Source organism: Serratia sp. YWN4, assembly GCF_055790845.1.
This window is the reverse complement of record NZ_CM147696.1, coordinates 577866-596455: the sequence shown is the minus strand read 5'-3', so window position 1 is coordinate 596455 and position 18590 is coordinate 577866. Positions and strand designations below refer to the sequence as shown.

Sequence of the window (18590 nt, the reverse complement as noted above, 5' to 3'; positions counted from 1 at the left end):
TTATGGCAACACTCATCGCAGAACATCTGGCGAAAGCCTATAAAGGCCGCAAAGTCGTTGAAGACGTCAGCCTGAAAGTGAAATCCGGCGAAATCGTCGGCCTGCTAGGCCCAAACGGTGCCGGTAAGACCACCACTTTCTACATGGTCGTGGGTATCGTTCAGCGCGATGCCGGGCGTATCGCCATCGATGAAGAAGACATCAGTATTCTGCCGCTGCATGCGCGTGCGCGCCGCGGTATCGGCTATCTGCCACAGGAAGCCTCGATCTTCCGTCGCCTGAGCGTTTACGACAACCTGATGGCCGTGCTGGAGATCCGTGACGATCTCACCAGTGAACAGCGCGCCGATCGTGCGGTAGAGCTGATGGAAGAGTTTCATATTTCTCATCTGCGCGACAACCTGGGCCAGTCACTTTCCGGTGGTGAACGCCGCCGCGTGGAAATTGCCCGGGCGCTGGCCGCCAATCCGAAATTCATCCTGCTGGATGAACCCTTTGCCGGGGTTGACCCGATTTCCGTTATCGATATCAAGAAAATCATCGAGCACCTGCGTGACAGCGGCCTGGGCGTGCTGATCACTGACCACAACGTGCGCGAAACGCTGGACGTGTGTGAACGCGCCTACATCGTCAGCCAAGGCAAATTGATTGCCCATGGCACGCCAGATGCTATTCTGGCCGATGAGCAAGTGAAACGCGTTTATCTGGGCGAAGAATTCCGCCTCTAGGTTCTAGCTAACGGAAGTAACCTGAAGATTATGAAGCAAGGTTTGCAACTCAGGCTCAGCCAACAATTGGCGATGACTCCCCAGTTACAGCAGGCGATACGTCTGCTGCAACTGTCCACGCTTGAGCTCCAGCAGGAAATCCAACTGGCGTTAGAGAGCAACCCACTGCTTGAACAAACCGACCTGCACGACGAGATCGACACCGAAGAACGGCCCGAGACCGAAGCGCTGGATACCCGTGAAGCGCTGGAACAGAAGGATATGCCCGAAGAGCTGCCTCTGGATGCCACCTGGGACGAAATCTACACCGCAGGGACTCCGTCCGGTAACAGCATCGATTACAGCGATGATGAACTCCCGGTCTACCAGGGAGAAACCACCCAGACGTTGCAGGACTATCTGATGTGGCAGGTGGATTTAACGCCGTTTTCCGATACCGACGCGGCCATTGCCACCTCGATCGTCGACGCCGTTGATGATACCGGCTATCTCACCGTGCCGCTGGAAGATATTCTGGAAAGCCTCGGTGATGACAATGTGACCATGGACGAAGTCGAAGCGGTATTGAAACGCGTACAGCGCTTTGATCCGATCGGCGTTGCCGCGCGCGATCTGCGTGATTGCCTGCTGATCCAGCTTTCTCAATACGCCAAAGACACGCCTTATCTGGCCGAAGCACAATTAATCGTCAGTCATCATCTGGATTTGCTGGCCAATCACGACTTTCGCAGCCTGATACGAACAACTCGCTTAAAAGAAGATACACTGAAAGAAGCGATGGCGCTGATCCAGTCGCTCGATCCGCGCCCTGGTCAGTCGATCAACACCGGTGAATCAGAGTATGTGATCCCGGATGTGCTGGTGCGCAAGGTACAAGATAAATGGCAGGTTGAACTCAATACCGACAGCATCCCACGGCTGAAGATCAACCAGCAGTATGCGGCGCTTGGGAATAACGTGCGCAACGATGCCGACGGCCAGTTTATCCGCAGCAATCTACAGGAAGCGAAATGGCTGATTAAAAGCCTGGAAAGCCGGAACGAGACTCTGCTCAAAGTGACCCGCTGCATTGTCGATCAGCAGGAAGCGTTCTTTGAACAGGGGGAAGAATTTATGAAACCCATGGTGCTGGCCGATATTGCCCAGGTCGTGGAGATGCACGAATCGACCATCTCGCGCGTGACCACGCAGAAGTTTCTGCACAGCCCGCGAGGCATTTTTGAATTGAAATATTTCTTCTCCAGCCATGTGAATACCGACAGCGGCGGCGAAGCCTCCTCCACGGCGATCCGTGCGTTGGTGAAGAAATTGATTGCGGCGGAAAACCCCGCTAAACCGCTTAGCGACAGCAAACTGACCACTATACTTTCCGATCAGGGGATCATGGTGGCACGCCGCACCGTTGCCAAGTACCGAGAGTCTTTGTCCATCCCGCCGTCAAATCAGCGCAAACAGTTGATTTGACCTCAATAGAGAAGGAAGACATTATGCAGCTCAACATTACCGGACACCACATCGAAGTCACTGAACCCATGCGTGAGTTCGTGAACACCAAGTTCGCCAAACTCGAACAGTATTTTGATCGCATTAATCAGGTGTATGTCGTTCTCAGTGTGGAAAAAGTGCAGCAGATTGCTGAAGCAACGGTGCATGTGAATGGAGGCGAGTTGCACGCCACCTCGGAAAAAGAAGATATGTATGCCGCAATTGACTGCCTGATCGATAAACTGGCGCGCCAATTGAACAAGCATAAAGACAAACTCAAGCAGCACTGACATTAAGGCCGCAATCGCCTTAGCGAAAGCAGCCCAAATTGTAGTCATTGGCTACCAGGCAACCCTCGGCGTGTTACCCTGAATGGGCTCGCCGATCAGCCATCAGGGTTACACCGGCGAAAAAAACCGATTCATTAAGCGTAATCGGCACAGGCAGTTTGCACACCACCCGCGGTGGTTTCAAATCGCCAGTCACAGCGTTCGATGAGGTTTTTTAAGTGAAGATGAGATGAACAACGAAATAATGCAATTAAGCTCGGTATTAAACATCGAGTGCACCAAAAGCTCGGTACACTGCACCAGCAAGAAACGGGCGTTGGAAATTATCAGCGAATTGGCCGCCAAGCAGCTCAACCTGCCTTCGCAGGTGGTGTTTGAGGCAGTTCTCACCCGGGAGCGCATGGGCAGTACCGGTATCGGCAACGGTATCGCGATCCCCCATGGCAAGCTGGAAGAGGACACCCTGCGTGCCGTTGGCGTGTTTATCCGTCTGGAACAACCCATCGCCTTTGACGCCATTGACAACCAGCCGGTCGATCTGCTGTTCGCCTTGCTGGTCCCGGCCGATCAGTGCAAAACGCATTTGCATACGCTGTCGCTGGTCGCCAAACGGCTGGCGGACAAAACCGTCTGCCGCCGCCTGCGGGCTGCGCAGACCGACGACGAACTTTATCAGATTATCACCGAATAACCGTTGGCTGGCGTGACTTTCAGCCATGAAAAAGCTACTGTTTTACTGATAATGCATCCAGGCTACGGCCTGGATAATAAAAGATCCTAACGGTGGCGATAAGCGCCATTGAGATGCCAGGGGGAGTTGCCACATGGTGCTGATGATTGTCAGCGGCCGTTCCGGTTCAGGGAAGTCTGTCGCCCTACGGGCGCTGGAAGATATGGGTTTTTACTGCGTTGATAACCTGCCGGTAGTCCTGCTGCCTCAGCTCGCTCAAACGCTGGCTGAGCGTAATACCTCTGCGGCGGTGAGCATTGACGTGCGTAACATGCCCGAATCACCGGAAGTGTTCGAATACGCAATGACTCAGTTGCCGGAGAGCTTTTCGCCGCAGTTGCTGTTCCTCGACGCCGATCGCAATACCCTGATCCGCCGCTACAGTGATACTCGCCGCCTGCATCCTCTTTCTGCCAAAAATCTGTCGCTGGAAAGCGCGATCGATGAAGAAAGTGATTTGCTCGAACCCCTGCGTTCACGCGCCGATCTGATCATCGACACCTCAGAGATGTCGGTGCATGAACTGGCCGAAATGCTGCGTACCCGTCTGCTGGGTAAACGCGAGCGCGAGTTGACGATGGTGTTTGAATCCTTCGGCTTCAAGCACGGTCTTCCTATTGATGCCGACTATGTGTTCGACGTGCGTTTCCTGCCGAACCCGCACTGGGATCCCAAACTGCGCCCGATGACCGGCCTGGATAAACCGGTGGCGTCGTTCCTCGATCGCCACACCGAAGTGCATAACTTCATCTACCAGACGCGTAGCTATCTGGAACTGTGGCTGCCGATGCTGGAAACCAACAATCGCAGCTATCTGACCGTGGCCATCGGCTGTACCGGCGGTAAACACCGTTCGGTGTATGTGGCAGAACAGCTGGCTGATTATTTCCGTTCGCGCGGCAAGAACGTGCAATCACGCCACCGCACGCTGGAAAAACGCAAGCAATGACGGTCAAGCAGACGGTAGAAATCAAAAACCGGCTGGGCATGCATGCCCGGCCAGCGATGAAGCTGTTTGAACTGGTGCAGAGTTTTGACGCCGAGGTGCTGCTGCGCAATGACAGCGGCACCGAAGCGGAAGCCAGCAGTGTGATAGCGCTGCTGATGCTGGATTCCGCTCAAGGCCGCCAGATAGAAATTGAAGCCACCGGGCCGCAAGAACAACAGGCTTTGGCGGCGGTGATTGAGCTGTTTAATTCCGGCTTTGACGAGGATTAATCCCCTTCTCATTTAAGAAAAGGGGTTTTTTATCAGTATCTTATCATCACCGATTTCAGTTCGGTATAATGCTCGATAAACGCGCTGCCAAACTCACGCCCAATCCCTGACGATTTCACCCCGCCGAACGGCAACGCCGGATCGAGGAAGGTGTGCATATTGATCCACACCGTACCGGCTTCGATCCGTGGGATCATGCGCATCGCCTTGCTGAGATCGTTGGTCCACAGGCTGGCGGCCAGGCCGTAAGGTGAATCATTCATCATGGCGATCATCTGTTCTTCGTCTTCATAGGCCAGGAACGTGCCCACCGGGCCGAAGGTTTCCTCGCGCATCAGCAGATCGTTCGGCCCATTGGCGCGGATCGCCGTCGGGGCCACAAAGAAACCGGGGCCAGCGAGCGCATGGCCGCCGCAGACAATCTGGCTGCCTTCGGCACGCGCCTGATCGAACAGACCGAGCACCTTGCGGTAATGGGCTTCGTTGGCCAACGGACCGACTTCGGTAGTTTCATCCAGTGACGACCCTACCTTCATGGCGCCCAAACGCTGCGTCAGCTTTTCCAACACCTCATCAATATGGCTGGCGGGCAGGTAAAAACGCTCGGCCGCCGCGCAGATCTGCCCCTGATTCAGGTAACCGGCTTCGATAATGCCATCGACCATCTTGTCGACAGAGACATCGGCCAGAAACGCTGCGCCATTTTTACCGCCCAACTCCAGCGTGGTGCGCACAATCCCCTGCTCCATGGCGGCTTTACCCACGGCGATGCCGGTCGGCACCGAGCCGGTAAAGGTCACTTTGGCGCAATGAGGGTGAGCGATCAGCGCCGGGCCCAAACGTGCGCCGGAACCGTTGATCACGTTAAGCGCACCGTCCGGGATCCCCGCAGCTTTTGCCAGCTCAGCCACCCGCAGCATGGTCAGCGGCGTATATTCACTGGGTTTCAGCACCACCGTGCAGCCGCAGGTCAGCGCCGCAGCCAGCTTCCAGATGGCGATCATGATCGAGAAATTCCACGGGATAATGCCCACCACCACACCCAGCGGTTCACGCCGGGTGAAGGCGGTATATTGTTCCCCCCGGAAAGAAGGCAATGAAACGTTGAGCGTTTCCCCACTGATTTTGCTCGACCAACCGGCAAAGTAGCGCAGGAACTGCGCGGCCATATCGATTTCCAGGCCACGCGCCAGTTGAATGGTTTTACCGGAACACAGGCTTTCCAACTGGGCCAACTCTTCACGGTGCGTTTGTAACAAATCGGCCAAGCGCGTCAAGCAATTACCACGCTCCATCGGCGAAACCAGCGCCCAGGCACCGTGGAAAGCGGCAAACGCCGCCTGCATTGCGGCATCCACCTCTTCCTGCCCACCTTCAATAACCTGCGCAATGGCCTGCCCGGTGGCCGGGTTAACCACCGCAAACTTTTCCGTTCCTGTTCCAGTCAGTAACTGGCCGTTAATGTAGTGACCATGATCGCGGCCCAGAAATGCCGTCACCTGCGGCAACAGCGTAATGTCAGTCATCGCCTCACCCTCTTTTCAGCGTTAGCCTGCAACAATCGCCAGATAGTGCTTAACAAAGCGATCGGAGGTAATTTCCCAGCGTACCGGGGTGCCTTTTTCCACAAACCAGGAATCACCGGCTTGATAATGCACCGATTCGCCGGTGTTTTCGTTGGTCAGCGTCGCGGTGCCTTCCCACACGGTAGCATGCTCAGTAAACGGATATTCCATCACGAACACGCCACGGGTACAGCTAAAGACGCCGCAGTTCAGGTTGTCCGACGGTTCACCAAAGATCATCGCCACACCAACGTTCGGTTCACCGGCAACGACCGTTGCGCCCAGATTACTGACGCTGCCGATTTGCAGCAGTTCTGGTAATGCTTGCTTAAGCAGTAATGGTTTCATGGTTTTTCCTTTTAAAATCAATGATGGGGTTTTGGTCGAGATTAACGGCGGCCCTTCCAGTAGCCCGAAGTCTGATGCCAGACCTTACCGGCGGTGGTCATCACCCGACGCAGTTTGTCTTTACCGAAGATATTGATATGCGGGATCGAACTCATCAGATCGTAACGATCGGATCCCTCACTCATGCCTTCCGCCAACACCTTGCAAACGATGTGGCTCGGCGTTACGCCAAAGCCGGAATACCCCTGCACGTAGAACACATTGTCGTGCTGTGGCAAGGTACCGATCTGCGGGAACAGATTGGCGCTACAACACAGCGGCCCGCCCCAGGCCAGATCAATCTTCACGTCTTTCAGGTACGGGAATACCTTCAGCATCAGATTGCGGTTCCAGGCTTTCAGATCCGATGGAATGTACTCGACCAAGCGGGTCGTGCTGCCAAACAGCAACCGGTTCTCGTTGGTGACGCGGTAGTAGTCGATCACCGGCCGGATATCGCTGTAAGCGCCGCGGATCGGGCTGATCTGGCGAATCAGTTCGTCAGACAAAGGCTCGGTAGCCAGCTGGAAGGCATAGGTATTAATGGTTTTGCCGTAGATAAAAGGCTCCATGCCGTTAAGGAAACCGTTGCAGGCCCAGAGCATTTTCTTGGCACGCACCGAGCCCATCGCCGTGCGCACGGTAATATGCGAACCGTATTCCACATTCAGCACGCTGCTGTTCTCGAAGATTTTTACGCCATAACCCGTCAGCGCTTGCGCTTCCCCCAGCAGCAGGTTGAGCGAGTGGACGTGGCCGCCGCCCATATGTTTCAAGGCGCAGATATACGCATCGGAACCCACCACCTGTTTCACCTCAGAACCGGTATAAAGTTCGATCTCTTCATCCGGTGAAACCGCCCTGAACTCCTTCAGCCAGCTACGCAGGGTTTTCTCCTGCCGCGCATTACTGCCCAGATAGCCGTAACCGAAGCAGAAATCGGCATTGATATCGTATTTTTTGATCCGTTCACGGATGATCCCGGCCCCCAGGTTGCTGATCTTGAAAATAGTTTCCAGCCCGGCCGGGCCAACGTGGCGTTTGATCTTTTCCAGATCGTGGCCGATCCCGGCCATCACCTGCCCGCCGTTGCGGCCGGTGCCGCCGTAGCCCAGATAGCGGCCTTCCAGAATGGCAATGTTGGTGATGCCTTTTTCCGCCAGTTCCAGCGCGGTGTTAATGCCAGAAAAGCCACCGCCGATGATCACCACGTCAACGTCCAGATCCTCTTCCAGCGTCGGGAAGCGCAGATCGTATTTCTTAGTCGCCGCGTAGTAGGTTAACGATTCGATTTCATTATTCATTCCTGCACTCCCGTTTACCCATTGCCTTAGCTTGGATTATCAGGAGAGTGAGTACAGGCGGCTATGTCCCTTTAGGGATATTTGCAACAGAATTTTAACATTATGCGCTGCGCCGCAGCGGCGTGGTGAGAAACAGGCTGAACAACTCGGCCTGAGAACCGATCTTCAGCTTGCTATAGATATTCTTGCGGTGATTTTTTACCGTACCCAGGCTGATAAACAGCCTTTCGGCAACCTGCTGCGAGCCGTTACCGCTGAGGATCAGATCGACAATCTCACGCTCACGCGGCGTCAATGCATAACGCGCCTGAGCGGCATTATCTGCCAGCGGAGTTGCAGATACCGGCACGTTAGCGGGCACCACCTCGCTGTGCAGCCGCGCGACGCTTTTCACCAGCGTTAACGCCCCGCGTAGATCTGCCAGACGGGGAGCGCGCACCCCTACCGTTTGCCGCGCAGAACCGAAAAATACCCCCAAGCCACGCTCCGGCGTCAGTTGCAGCAACACACCGGCCTCATCATGCCAGCCGGTTTTACGGTAGAAGTTGCGGTAATAATCTGTCTGATAAAAACCGCACGGAGCCAATTGGCGCAGGGTAAACACCTCCCCATGCCCACTGTCGTTCAGCGCGCGGTAAAAAGGATCCTCAAGATAAGCCCCCTGCTGATAAATCTGGTTTACCGCATCACTATTTTCCTTTTCGGTCTTCATCAAGCAACGTGGTGCCTGACCACGCTCGAAGGCATAAACGATGGCATTATCAAAAGCAAAGAACCCTTCCAGGTAAGCCAGCAGATGAGGATAGAACTGACGGGTCGCCACTGCGTCGATCACCGCTGATAATCTTTCGATCTGAATATCCATGCCGTCCCCGAAATCATTAACAAATTAACATTAAGGTTTTTCCCGATCATAACCGGATGATTTGGGCCATAGGCTATAAAAAGCATTCAACCAGCAAGAATGCAAGGCCGTAATTGTTTACATGTTAATCAAATCACAAGTTCGGCCTCTTGGCTCAAGGCTCGGCCAATGGCAGCAATTAACATATTAACAATTAAGGGTTAGTGCAGTAAAAAGCATTGGTTCACTTCCAAGGGCTGAATTATGCTGTGGTTCCCACGCCGACGTGCAACAAGGAGAGAGCATGACCTTTAGCCCAATGATTGCTAACCGGCAGACCTGGTTCGGCAACGGTAGCATCCAGCAACTGATCCCTCTGTTGCAGGCTGAGCCTCAGGCGACGCTGCTGTTCACCTGCCGCTCATTTATTAATAGTCCCATTTACTCTTCGCTGGCGGATGCGCTGACGCCGTTGCTGGTTGGCAGCGAAGTCATTACTCATGAGGCTTCGCCGCAGGAGATCGACGCCTGGGTGGAACGCTGGCGTGGCAAGGTAAAAAGAGTGGTTGCCATTGGCGGCGGCAGCGTGTTGGATGCCGCCAAAGCCTTTGCTGCAATCATCGAGCACCCATTGCCCACGCGGCGCTACATGGAAAAAATCGGTGACAGCCAAATCAGCGGGGCGACGCTGCCGGTGATCGCCATTCCTACCACCGCGGGTACGGGCAGCGAGGCCACGCAAAACGCCGTGATCACCGACACCCGGCTCAGCAAAGTGAAGGCCTCTTTACGCCACCCTAATTTTGTTCCACAGGTAGCGATCCTCGATCCCGATCTGCTGAAAGGGGCACCTGACAACGTGCTGGTCTACTGCGCCATTGATGCTTTCACGCATTTGCTTGAGTCATATCTGTCCAAAACGGCCAGCAGCATGTCACGCGCCATGTCACTGGCCGGTATCCAGCATTTCCTTAGCGCCTGGCCAATGTTGAAACACAGTGATGAGGCACGGGCGGCAATCATGCAGGCTTCCCATCTGGGTGGCCTGACGCTGAGTATGGCAGGGTTAGGGGTGATCCACGGCATTGCTGGCGAGATTGGCGCATTACGTAATTACCACCACGGCCAGGTATGCGCCCGCCTGCTGTTACCTTTCTTGGAACTGCTCAATGAAAGTGAGCACCCACAGCAGCGGGCCTTGATGGCAGAACTTGCCCGGCGCTTGTTCCCTAAGGAACAGGGCAGCCCAGAGCATTTCCTGATCGACTTCATTACCCGCAATGCCATCGTGCCATTCTGGCAGAACGATTTACCGCTCACCCGGCATGAACTGAACATCCTCTTGGAGAAATCCAACAGCAAAAACGCTTGGGTTACCTATTCAGAACAACAGCGGCAGTTGATGATCGAAGGGGCGTTCCCTATTGAATGATTATATAATCAGATCAATAGAATAGTGAGAGAGCAAACATGAGCATTATCGACTGGATTTTAACCGGCATCGCGGTCGGCCTGATCGTTGGCGCGTTGATCAAAATCTTTGGCAAGAAGAAAGAACAATAAACCATCAGACTCCTCTTCTTTCGGAAGAGGAGTCATTCAAATCCGGCTCAGGCAGTCTAACGCCACCGCCTTGAAGCTATCGAAATTATCACTCCCCAGCAGGCGGCTCATCGAGCGTTCGCGCACAAAGGTGACGAACAGATCGTAAATCGCCATCGCTTCTTCGTAATCACTCTTACTGATCGCCAGCAGGAATATCACATGGGCGATCTCCCCCTCCCCCCAGGCAATGCCTTGCGGAGCCAATAAGGTCACCACCACGGTCTTTTTCGCCAGCAGCCCCAGTGAGTGTGGCAAAGCAATGCCCTCGCCCAGCAGGGTGGAAACGATCGCTTCACGCTCAACCACCGAAGGGTAAAAATCGCTGCCCACGTAATCTTCCCGCTCCAACTGGGTACAGACTTTTTTAAACAGCTGCTCCTGCGTCAGCGGTTCGTTGACGATCATGAAATGACCGGCATCGAAGAATTTTTCCAGCATGTACGGCTTGGTGCGATCCACCAGCACCAGCTTGCCCAGTTGTTCGAGCTGATATTCGGTCGGGAACGGCGACATCACCACCACCGGCTTATTCTTCTCGCTGATACGCGCGTTGGAAATCACAAAATCTTCGTCGATCTGGCCGAGGATCTCGTAATCCCGCAGCGAAACGATGCGCGTCATCACCAGTTGCGGGTACTTGCGGGCAATCTGCGCCTGGATCATGCGTACCGTGGAATTACCGGTATCGCACACCAGCATCACCTGCGGATGGCGCTCGTAGCCGATATTGTAATGCCGCTCCAGGCCGACGCCGATATGCAGCACCAGATAGCCGATTTCGTTCTCACTCAGGGTATAAGGCGTATGTTTACCCCAGCTGGATACCGCCGCCAGCGTCACGTCGTAGGCCATTGGGTAGTGCTGCTTGATGTTGGCCAGCAGCGGATTCGGGATGGTGATCTGGTATTTCACCCTGGTTATCATGGTTTTGATATGGGTGAGCAGATCGGCACGCAGCTGTTTGTCGCCCTGTAGATCGTAGTTATAGTGCGCATTGATGTAGGACAGAATGTAATCCACCAGCGCCTCTTCATCATCGGCATTGATTTCCGTCGGCTGCACTTCCTGCACGCGCCGGGCAGCAATATTCACCCGCAAGTAGGCTTCTTCCGCCGCCGAGATCTCTTTGCCTGCCGCTTTGCGCAGTTCGCTTGCCAACCGGCTGGAGACTTTGCGGACCGCATCATCACCGTCCTCAACCTCAAAATCCGGCAGCGGATAGCCGTCGATAATGCGCCGTAGCGCCACCGCACAGTAAAAAATCAGGTATTGCTCGCCTTCATCCGTCAGCCGGATAGCGTACTGCGAAAACAGCGGATGCAGCAGCCCGGCAAAGGCCACTACCTGCGGCTGATGCAGGATCTCGTTGTTCAACAACGGGTTTTCCGCATCGGCAAGATGCAGCTGAAACAACAGATCGGTCAGGCAGGCGCGGATCGCCATTTCCGACCCGAACAGCTTCATGCCATAACGCGGTTTGGTTTCAATGGTTAACTGGTAATGCGCCAGACGCTCTCTCACCTCAGCCATATCGTTTTGCAAGGTGCCTCGGCTGACAAACCATTCGTCAGCTAAATCTTCCAGCTTCAGGGAAAAGGCTGAGGTCAAAAAACGAATCAACAGATAATGCACCCGTTCCTGCCCACTGCGCGGGGTAGCCTGTTTTCTACGTTCCTGATGCTGCAAGGCGTTGAACAGCGCCGCATCATCCACTTGCAGGCGATAGCCCGCCCCACGGTTATGCACAAACCGCGCACCGTATTTTTCCAGAATGTCATTCAGCGCAGTGATATCCGCACGCACGGTTCGCGTAGACACGGCAAAACGCTTCGCCAGTTCTTCCTGAGGCAAAGTCTCAGACTGCAAAGCATCAAACAGATAAGCCAAACGTGGATAGGGGAAGCGCACCATTCTCTTTCCGTTATTAACGTGCCCGCCCGAACACGCCGGACGGGCCACTGGTTATGGCATAAACACCATTTGCGAAGGGCTGCCCACCGGCGTATAGCCTGCAACAAAGCTGAGTTTACCGCTCTGCTTGTCCACGCTGAAACGAGTGATGTTATCGCTGCGCTGATTCAGTGCGTACAGGTAGCGGCCACTCGGATCCAACGTGATAGTGCGCGGATAATCCCCCCGCGTCCAAACCTCGGCCACCGGTTTCAGTTCGCCATCGCCGCCGACGCTGAACTGCGCAATGCTGTTGTGCAAACGGTTAGCGACGTACAGGTTTTTCCCCTCGGCACTCAATGCCAAGCCAGCAGCAAAGCTGGTGCCCCGATAGTCAGCAGGTAGGCTTGAAACAACCTGAAGCTGCTTCAGCGTGCCGTTCTGGCTGTCGAAACGATAGCTGGTCAGTGTCGATGCCTCTTCGTTGATCAACAGCACCGTTTTGCCGTCTGGATGAAATACAAAGTGGCGCGGCCCGGCACCCGCAGAAGAAGCGCTAATCCATGGCGGATCGTTCGGCGTTAACTTGCCGTTACCGTTATCAAAACGCCACTGGTAGATACGATCCAACCCCAAATCGGTAGAGAACACAAATTTACCGCTCGGATCGCTGGCAATCATATGCGCGTGCGGGCCGTTGTGATCGCTGATGGCAAAACTGCCCTCCACCGCGCCTGCGGGTTTAGCCGCACCCGCCGGGCCTGCGCCCTGCTGCACCGAACTGGCCTCACCCAATTTGCCCTCAGCGTCTAGCGGAAAGGCCGCCACGCTGCCGCTGACATAGTTAGCCACCAGCAAATGCCGCCCGTCTGGCAGCAGAGAAAGGTAAACCGGCCCAGCGCCCTGCGAATCCACCTGATTAAGCGGCGTCAGGCTGCCGTCTTGCGGGTTGATGCGATAAGCGACAATGCCGCCGTGCTGAGTGCCGTTAAAATCCGCCACTTCGCTGGCCACGTAGAGCGTTTGCCCTTTGGCATCCACCACCAGTTGCGCCGGATTCGGCAGCTTGCTGACCAACGTTTTGTCGCTCAGCGCACCGCTTTTCGCGTCTACCCGCACCCGGTAAACGCCCTCACCGTTAGGATTATAGGTGCCAATATAGGCAAAATGTGACGATGGGGATTTCATTACATCCTCAGCATGCAGTGCCGGGCTGGCAACCGCCAGCAGCGCCAGGGATAGCGTTGTGATTCGTAAAGAGTTTCGCATAGTTATCCTTTTTAACAGAGAAAGGGGCGCACGATCTCCCCAGCGTCCGTGACCTAGCCCACCAACTTCTTGGTCATCGCCAGCAGGGTTTTCACATCCCGCGGGCGGGTATTGCCGCTGGCGGAATCAATGATGGAACTGTAAATGTGCGGGATCACCTGCTTTACACCAGCAACCAGCGCGATCTCCATAATGGCTTCGTAGTTTTCCAGATCGATCCCCCCGGTTGGCTCCAGCAAGAAGTCATGCTCGGCACAGGCCTGCGCCACATACTGGAATTCTTCTTTATGCTTCAGGCCGCCCATCGGGAAATACTTGATCGAGCTGCCGCCCATGTCTTTCAGCAAAGCAATCGCCGTTTCTACCGGCACGATGCCGTCTGCTGCCTGCGCGCTCAGCGGCCCGGTGGAGATTTTCACAAAACCCACGCGGCCGGTCGGGGATACCAGGCCGTTGACCACGGTTTCGCTCTGCCCCAGCAGCGCACGGCTGGCACCAACGCCGGTAAACACCTGATTCACATGCTGTGGCTGCACCTGCTTGGCGATCAGGCTGACCATATTTGACTGTTTCGGATCGCCTGCGCCCAGCCCGATGGAAAGCGCGTTTTCGATCAAACGGGCATAGCGCACCATATCCGTTACCGCGCTGTCCACATCCAGGTAATTTTTGGACAGCACGCCCACCAGCACATGCCCTTGGGCCGCATCATAAATTTCCTGCGCGTTGCTTTTCGAACCGGCCAACACGTTCAGACACACGCGGTCTTTATAGTAATTCGGCTTCAGCTTCATGCTTATTGCTCCGTAAACAAGTTTTTAATACAGGTGAAGACGGTCATCAGCTGTTGCTCGTTGACGCTGCGAACATCCACTTCGATCTTGCCTTCGTTGGCTTTGTAGCCACGGAAATAGATAGCGATATCACCGGTTTTCAGCCGCTGCACGATATCGACGGTCGACATCCCCAGCACCGCTTCATCAAAGGTGATTTCAGCCCTGGCGATATCGCGCCCTGCGCTGTCCCACACGGTTTTGGCGCTGACGCCGTTCAGGGTATTGAGATGGGTGATAAACGGCGTCATACGCTCTACCATCTGCGCACCGCTGGTTTTCTCCAGAGTCAGATAGCTTTCAATCGCCTGCGTCAGGCCCAGAATGCCCTCTTTGCCGACTTTCATCGCCCGGCCAATACCGTTGGACTGCTGCTTTACCCAGGCAACGTACTGTTTTTTGCCGATCACCAACCCGCTGGTTGGCCCTTCGATCGCCTTGGCACCGCTGTAGATCACCAAATCAGCGCCCATCTGGTAGTAGCACATCAGATCTTCTTCGGCCGCCGCATCGACGATCAGCGGCAGGTTGTGCTTACGCGCCACCACAGCAGCCTGCTCAACGGAGAGAATGCTTTTCTGCACGCAGTGATGGGATTTGACGTACAAGATGGCCGCCGTTTGCGGCGTGATGCAGGCTTCGATCTGCTCGGGGGAACATTCGTTGGCATAGCCCGCTTCCACCACTTTGCCGCCGCCGAGGGCGATCATGGTGTCAACCGGCGCACCAAAGTTAACGTTATGGCCCCGTGGCAACACGATCTCACGCGGTTCATTCACCGTTGCCGAGTGCAGGTTGACCAGCAGGTTAGCGTTATCTTTGACGATCACCGCCGCCACCGACTGAGCGATACCGGCAGAAGCACAGGAAACAATCACCGCATCTTCCACGTTCAGCAGGCCAGCAATATAAGCGCCGGTTTTGTTAACCAGATCTTTGATTTCAAAGTAATGGTTCAGGCCGTAATCCACGGCGTCAATCACCTCCTGGCGCGGCGTGGAAACGCCAAGAATGGTCATGCGACCCGAAGTATTGATCACCTGTTTTAAATTATATTTTTCATAGACTGAAGACATCGACGGCTTTCCCTTCATCGGTTAATAGGATTTCCCCGGCCACCACGGTGGCCAGCGGCACCAGCAACTGCTCACCGTTGACCGATTCCCCTTCGGAATCGGCGAACACCTGTGGCGCGGTGCGAAGCTCAAAAATAGTCAGGTCGGCATCTAAGCCCGGCTGTAAACGCCCTTTGGTGGTCAGGCGCAGCGCCGCAGCGGCGTTTGCCGTGACGCAATCAATCACCTGCGGTAACGAAAGCCCGACGGTGAAGAATTTGGACATCACCGCCGCCAGGCTATAGACCGGGCCGCTGATGCGGTTACGGCAATAAATATCGGAACTGATGGTGTGCGGCAAAATGCCCAGCGCAATCGCCTGTCTGGCGACTTCAAAACTGAAGCTGGCCGTGCCGTGGCCCACATCCAGCAAGACCCCGCGTTTCAACGCACGCTGGATCGACTCACGCAGCGTACCGGCTGGGGTCAGGATGCGATTCGGCTTACCGTTATAGCAGTGGGTAATGATGTCGCCCTGGGTCAGCAGATCGGCAATCTCGTCCAGATCCGGCGGGTTATTACCGATATGCACCATCAGCGGCAGTTGATGGTTTTCCTGCTGGATCTCTTTCGCCAGCACCAGCGGTTGGGTGCCGTTCTGGCCCACCACGCTGCTGCTCATGCGCGCTTTGATGCCGATGATAAAACCCGGCTTGCCGTCGATGGCTTGTTTGACTGCCTGTTTATTGATATCGGCCATATCCGCCAGTTCATTCTGCCGCAGCAGGCCGATACGCGAGATATTCAGGAAGGCAAAAACGTTGGTTTTGGCACTGCGCGTCAGGGCGTAGAACTCATCGATATCGTCAGTGCCGGTGCTGCCTGCATCCACCACCGAGGTGACACCGCTGGCAATGCCAACCCGATCCGGCTCATCATGGTAGATCGGCGAAGAGGGGTAGCAGTGTACGTGCGAGTCGATCCAGCCCGCACTCAGATAATAATTCCCCGCCAGATCCCGTTGCTGATGCGCGCTGGCGTCTGCGGCCACCTGCCCCACGGCGGCAATTTTGCCGTCTTGGACGGCCACATCGGCCAGAGTGCCGTCCACCAGCCTCGCGCGGCGGATGATTAGGTCATACATACTTGACCACTCCTTTCAGCGGGTACGCAGAGCGCGTACCCGTACCACGTTAAGCAATCGCCACCGGGAAAATTGCCCCTAAGAGCATCGCCCCCAAAATAGCGCCACCGGTAATCGGCTTGCCCCAGATGTAGAACAGCAGTGCGCCCAGCAGGGAACCAACGCCGATCGGAATCGAAGCGGCGATAGCAGACAGGATGATCAACGGCCCCAGGAAACGCCCGGAGGAGTTACCTGCACCCATCATCACGTCTGCACCGTAGGTGGAGTTGCTCTGGTTGATGGTGAATTTACGCGCCAGAATAATCAGGTAACCAATCGCCAGACCAACCACCAGGCCGGTGACCAGCGAAGCGGCAAAGTTAGCCACCGGGAAGATGATCCCGGCACCCAGCAACAGCGCCGGAACGCCAAGGCCAACCCCGGTCTGGATCGCCCCGCCGATATCCAGGATCCCCACCAGCGAACCTTCGATGATGCGGGCGAACAGGAAGCTGGCACCGAACGCCGCCACCGCGCCATACACCCCGGTATCCATCCCGGCACGCAGCATGGAGACAAAGGCCACTTCGTTAAACGCGCCAATGCCGTACAGGTAATACATGTGCGTCCCGGCAAACACGCCGGACGACAGCAGGCCAACAAAAATCGGGAACGACCAGTCGGCGTACCAGAAGCCTTTTTGAGTTTGAGTTTCCATCATTCAGCTCCTTATTTACCGCTCAGGGTGTTATGGATGGCATCCAACCAGCCTGGCACGCCAAGGCTAAAGGATTCGAGGAGTTTCATATCAAAGCCGCGGAAGAAGCCGCTCATCACGAACAGCAGCACGATCACCGCCATCATGATCTTGGTGACTTTGTTCCAGCCGCTCTCTTCTACGCCTTTGCCGATCAGGATCCCCAGTACCAACCCCGGTACGGCGTTACCCATAATCAGCTGCGCCAGGCCGCCAAAGATGGTGCCCCAGAAACCGGAACGCTTACCGGCTTCAATCGCTGCCAGCCAGAAGATCACCGGCATCACCGTGTTCACCAGCAGGTTGGCCGCCGGTACCAGCACTTTGATCGCCGTTACCTGCAAGGCCGCAGGCACTGCCGACGCGGTGGTGTTGAGGAAGGTGACCACAAGAATGCCGATAATGCCGCAGGCGATCGCCATTTTTTTCGGATCGTGCAGCGTTTCGGCCACGTTACGGTTCTTGATCATCAAGGCCGCAGCGCCCCAGTTAGGGATAATGCGGTGGTCAACGTCCTGCGTGAAGGCACCCGCCGCCACGGAAGACGCCCAGGCGTTGAAGAAGAAGCCCAGACCAAATGAGAAGTGAGAAGCCGGATCGCCTTCGCAGGAATTCAGCTCACCCAAGGTGCGGAAAGCACCCATACCCTGTGTCGTCGGGGCGTGGAACATACGTGCGGCACCGGCACCTACGCCGACACCTACCAGCCCGCCGATAATAATCGACTTAAATAAGATGATTAAAAACATTCACATCCCCTTTTTATGCTATATCCCGTTGCTTTCACATTGTCAGTAGCCAATAACGCAACCGCTTGAGAAAGGGTGGGTATAACGTTTTATTTCGTGGTGAAGATCACCTTTTCGGTATTGATGATCGTCACGTTCACGGTTATTTCCAAAGAGACGGCATAACTTTTTCTTTCACGCGGCAGAAAGAAGAATAGAAATTTCTCTTTGGTGGTTTTCTCTTCTGCTTTTAATACTTTGACGTCCTGTGGCTCAATGCGCAGCAGAATATTACTGGTGGACTTTAATATTGCGCCCTGCACATTCGCCAAAGCGGAAGCGAAGGCTTTCGCTTTGCTGTCGCCTTTACCTTCCACGTTTACCGAGGTGGTATATTGTTCTTTCATTACGCGTTGCCGTATTTTTTGATATAGGCTTCCACCAGCCGCTGGCCCAACTCCTCTTTATCCATAAAGCCGAAGCCTAATACGTTGTAACCTTCATTAATCGCCGTTACGCCTTCTTCTACAGAGCGCATACCGTATTTGGCTTTATAGCCATGTTTGGTTTGCGCCGTAATGGCACCGGCACCGCCGCTGCCGCAGAAGGAAATGCCCAACTGTGCGTTTTCCGCTTTCATCACGTCGCCCAGTTTCATATCTGCCGCTACGCCTGGGATAACAATGGCTTTTGCGCCTGCACTTTCAATGCCCAAGCCGACTTTCTGGCCCTTGCCCAAACGATCGCCAATCACTACGGTAATTTGACCCATGGTA

The 18590-nt window shown here is 55.1% G+C and carries 20 protein-coding genes; 7 read left to right on the top strand and 13 right to left on the bottom strand.

Features of this window, described 5'->3' with window-relative positions; translation table 11 throughout:
* Nucleotides 1-2 precede the first annotated feature (2 nt).
* The 6 genes from lptB (at nt 3) to npr (ending at nt 4451) form a co-directional block, all read left to right on the top strand.
* On the top strand, nt 3-728 hold the full coding sequence (gene lptB / locus ACX9GT_RS02790) for an LPS export ABC transporter ATP-binding protein (RefSeq protein ID WP_473189715.1): 726 nt from the start codon (nt 3-5) through the stop codon (nt 726-728).
* A gap of 30 nt (nt 729-758) precedes the next feature.
* On the top strand, nt 759-2192 hold the full coding sequence (gene rpoN / locus ACX9GT_RS02785) for an RNA polymerase factor sigma-54 (RefSeq protein ID WP_473189714.1): 1434 nt from the start codon (nt 759-761) through the stop codon (nt 2190-2192).
* A 23-nt stretch (nt 2193-2215) separates the two neighbouring features.
* Nucleotides 2216-2503, top strand: coding sequence for a ribosome hibernation promoting factor (hpf, locus tag ACX9GT_RS02780; RefSeq protein WP_411753371.1), 288 nt, complete (start codon nt 2216-2218; stop codon nt 2501-2503).
* A 229-nt stretch (nt 2504-2732) separates the two neighbouring features.
* Entirely contained in the window at nt 2733-3194 is a 462-nt protein-coding gene (gene ptsN, locus ACX9GT_RS02775) for a PTS IIA-like nitrogen regulatory protein PtsN (RefSeq protein WP_473189713.1), read from the top strand.
* A 133-nt stretch (nt 3195-3327) separates the two neighbouring features.
* On the top strand, nt 3328-4182 hold the full coding sequence (rapZ, locus tag ACX9GT_RS02770) for an RNase adapter RapZ (RefSeq protein WP_473189712.1): 855 nt from the start codon (nt 3328-3330) through the stop codon (nt 4180-4182).
* Nucleotides 4179-4451 carry a PTS phosphocarrier protein NPr gene (gene npr, locus ACX9GT_RS02765; RefSeq protein ID WP_459400196.1) on the top strand — a complete coding sequence of 91 codons (273 nt, stop codon included), beginning with the start codon at nt 4179-4181 and terminating at the stop codon, nt 4449-4451. Before rapZ ends, npr begins: the two co-directional genes overlap by 4 nt.
* Before the next feature lie 32 nt (nt 4452-4483).
* Here the strand turns inward: npr and ACX9GT_RS02760 are convergent, their stop codons facing one another.
* From ACX9GT_RS02760 to ACX9GT_RS02745, 4 genes are all read right to left on the bottom strand, one after another.
* Nucleotides 4484-5977 carry an aldehyde dehydrogenase family protein gene (locus tag ACX9GT_RS02760; RefSeq protein ID WP_473189711.1) on the bottom strand — a complete coding sequence of 498 codons (1494 nt, stop codon included), beginning with the start codon at nt 5975-5977 and terminating at the stop codon, nt 4484-4486.
* Between the two features lie 21 nt (nt 5978-5998).
* On the bottom strand, nt 5999-6364 hold the full coding sequence (locus tag ACX9GT_RS02755) for a cupin domain-containing protein (protein WP_473189710.1): 366 nt from the start codon (nt 6362-6364) through the stop codon (nt 5999-6001).
* A gap of 41 nt (nt 6365-6405) precedes the next feature.
* Nucleotides 6406-7707 (bottom strand): NAD(P)/FAD-dependent oxidoreductase, encoded by a 1302-nt coding sequence (locus ACX9GT_RS02750; RefSeq protein ID WP_473189709.1) that lies wholly within the window; start codon nt 7705-7707, stop codon nt 6406-6408.
* 100 nt (nt 7708-7807) lie between these two features.
* Entirely contained in the window at nt 7808-8572 is a 765-nt protein-coding gene (locus ACX9GT_RS02745) for a helix-turn-helix transcriptional regulator (RefSeq protein WP_473189708.1), read from the bottom strand.
* A gap of 283 nt (nt 8573-8855) precedes the next feature.
* Here ACX9GT_RS02745 and ACX9GT_RS02740 point away from each other — a divergent pair, with 283 nt between their 5' ends.
* On the top strand, nt 8856-9983 hold the full coding sequence (locus tag ACX9GT_RS02740; RefSeq protein WP_473189707.1) for an iron-containing alcohol dehydrogenase: 1128 nt from the start codon (nt 8856-8858) through the stop codon (nt 9981-9983).
* Between the two features lie 167 nt (nt 9984-10150).
* Here the strand turns inward: ACX9GT_RS02740 and ACX9GT_RS02735 are convergent, their stop codons facing one another.
* The 9 genes from ACX9GT_RS02735 to ACX9GT_RS02695 all read right to left on the bottom strand — a co-directional run bounded on the left by ACX9GT_RS02735 (nt 10151) and on the right by ACX9GT_RS02695 (nt 18586).
* A complete protein-coding gene (locus tag ACX9GT_RS02735) occupies nt 10151-12067 on the bottom strand; it encodes a BglG family transcription antiterminator (RefSeq protein ID WP_473189706.1) in 1917 nt (638 codons plus the stop codon).
* A gap of 51 nt (nt 12068-12118) precedes the next feature.
* Nucleotides 12119-13315 carry a lactonase family protein gene (locus tag ACX9GT_RS02730; protein ID WP_473189705.1) on the bottom strand — a complete coding sequence of 399 codons (1197 nt, stop codon included), beginning with the start codon at nt 13313-13315 and terminating at the stop codon, nt 12119-12121.
* Nucleotides 13316-13368: 53 nt separating this feature from the next.
* Nucleotides 13369-14109, bottom strand: a complete 741-nt coding sequence (dagF, locus tag ACX9GT_RS02725) for a 2-dehydro-3-deoxy-phosphogluconate aldolase (RefSeq protein WP_473189704.1) — start codon at nt 14107-14109, stop codon at nt 13369-13371.
* A 2-nt stretch (nt 14110-14111) separates the two neighbouring features.
* Nucleotides 14112-15224, bottom strand: coding sequence for a DgaE family pyridoxal phosphate-dependent ammonia lyase (locus ACX9GT_RS02720; protein ID WP_473189703.1), 1113 nt, complete (start codon nt 15222-15224; stop codon nt 14112-14114).
* A complete protein-coding gene (locus tag ACX9GT_RS02715; protein WP_473189702.1) occupies nt 15208-16347 on the bottom strand; it encodes an amidohydrolase/deacetylase family metallohydrolase in 1140 nt (379 codons plus the stop codon). Before ACX9GT_RS02715 ends, ACX9GT_RS02720 begins: the two co-directional genes overlap by 17 nt.
* 49 nt (nt 16348-16396) lie before the next feature.
* Nucleotides 16397-17047 (bottom strand): DUF4310 family protein, encoded by a 651-nt coding sequence (locus tag ACX9GT_RS02710; RefSeq protein ID WP_473191489.1) that lies wholly within the window; start codon nt 17045-17047, stop codon nt 16397-16399.
* An 11-nt stretch (nt 17048-17058) separates the two neighbouring features.
* The gene (locus tag ACX9GT_RS02705; protein WP_473189701.1) at nt 17059-17835 is read right to left on the bottom strand and encodes a DUF4311 domain-containing protein; all 777 of its coding nucleotides are present in this window, start codon (nt 17833-17835) and stop codon (nt 17059-17061) included.
* An 89-nt stretch (nt 17836-17924) separates the two neighbouring features.
* Nucleotides 17925-18221, bottom strand: coding sequence for a DUF4312 family protein (locus tag ACX9GT_RS02700; RefSeq protein WP_473189700.1), 297 nt, complete (start codon nt 18219-18221; stop codon nt 17925-17927).
* The gene (locus tag ACX9GT_RS02695) at nt 18221-18586 is read right to left on the bottom strand and encodes an SFCGS family glycine-rich protein (protein ID WP_473189699.1); all 366 of its coding nucleotides are present in this window, start codon (nt 18584-18586) and stop codon (nt 18221-18223) included. The genes ACX9GT_RS02700 and ACX9GT_RS02695 overlap by 1 nt, the downstream gene beginning before the upstream one ends.
* Between the last annotated feature and the right edge of the window lie 4 nt (nt 18587-18590).